The following is a 1,216-nucleotide window of genomic DNA, read 5'->3' on the forward strand; positions in this document are numbered from 1 at the left end:
CATTGCGACTGATGTTTTCTAGTCTTCGTCTTTGTTCGATTGTCAGCAGCACTTTATCTCTACGACCTCTTCCCATTTTTTTGACCTCAAATAATCATCCTTCTATTCCACTATTTTAGCTGTGCCACGCCAGTAGGGTGTGTTAGCGTAAGCGTAACGCACCGAAAATTAACATCACAACGGTGCGTTACATTTCATTAACGCACCCTACAACTAATAAAATTAACATCACAATGGTGCGTTACATTTCATTAACGCACCCTACTCCCGATGGTGCGTTACATTTCATTAACGCACCCTACAACTAATAAAATTAACATCCCGATGGTGCGTTACATTTCATTAACGCACCCTACAACTAATAAAATTAACATCACAATGGTGCGTTACATTTCATTAACGCACCCTACAACTAAGCTAATGCCTAATTATAGAAGACCTCGTGTTTCTGGGGGAAGCTACTTTATCACACAAGTCACCTATCAAAGACATCCTTGGCTTTGTAGTGATATAGCTAGAAAAGCTCTCAGAGAAGCTATGGAAAAAGTAAGGCAAAAATATCCTTTTTCCATTGATGCGTTTGTTTTATTACCAGACCATTTTCATTGTTTATGGACTTTACCCCCTGATGATCCGGATTTTTCGGTGAGATTGCGATTGATTAAAACCTATGTTACCAAACATTATGGACAAGAATTAGGAATTAATCGAGCGGTTTATACCTCACGACAAAAGCGAAGAGAAAGCAATCTTTGGCAACGCCGTTTTTGGGAGCATTTAATCAGGGATGAACGGGATTTTGCTCTACATTGTGATTATATTCATCATAATCCTGTGCATCATCGATTGTGCAAAAATCCCCAAGATTGGCAGTATTCAAGTATCCATCGCTTTATCGCTCAGGGCATTTATCCAACCGATTGGGCAAGGGATACCAGGAAAGAAAAACCACAAGGGATTTGGTATGAGTAGGGTGCGTTAGCGTAAGCGTAACGCACCGAAAATTAACATACCAATGGTGCGTTACATTTCATTAACGCACCCTACTCCCGATGGTGCGTTACATTTCATTAACGCACCCTACTGGCGTGGCACAGCTAAAATAGTGGAATAGAAGGATGATTATTTGAGGTCAAAAAAATGGGAAGAGGTCGTAGAGATAAAGTGCTGCTGACAATCGAACAAAGACGAAGACTAGAAAACATCAGTCGCAATG

Annotated in this window: 1 protein-coding gene; it reads left to right on the top strand. The window is 40.4% G+C overall.

The window, feature by feature from the left end; translation table 11 throughout:
• Positions 1-420 precede the first annotated feature (420 nt).
• Positions 421-972 carry an REP-associated tyrosine transposase gene (locus F6K37_RS43355; protein ID WP_287257337.1) on the top strand — a complete coding sequence of 184 codons (552 nt, stop codon included), beginning with the start codon at positions 421-423 and terminating at the stop codon, positions 970-972.
• The last annotated feature ends 244 nt before the right edge of the window (positions 973-1,216 follow it).

Origin of the sequence: Moorena sp. SIO4E2 (assembly GCF_010671945.1) — a bacterium.
Taxonomy (GTDB): Bacteria; Cyanobacteriota; Cyanobacteriia; order Cyanobacteriales; family Coleofasciculaceae; genus Moorena; species Moorena producens.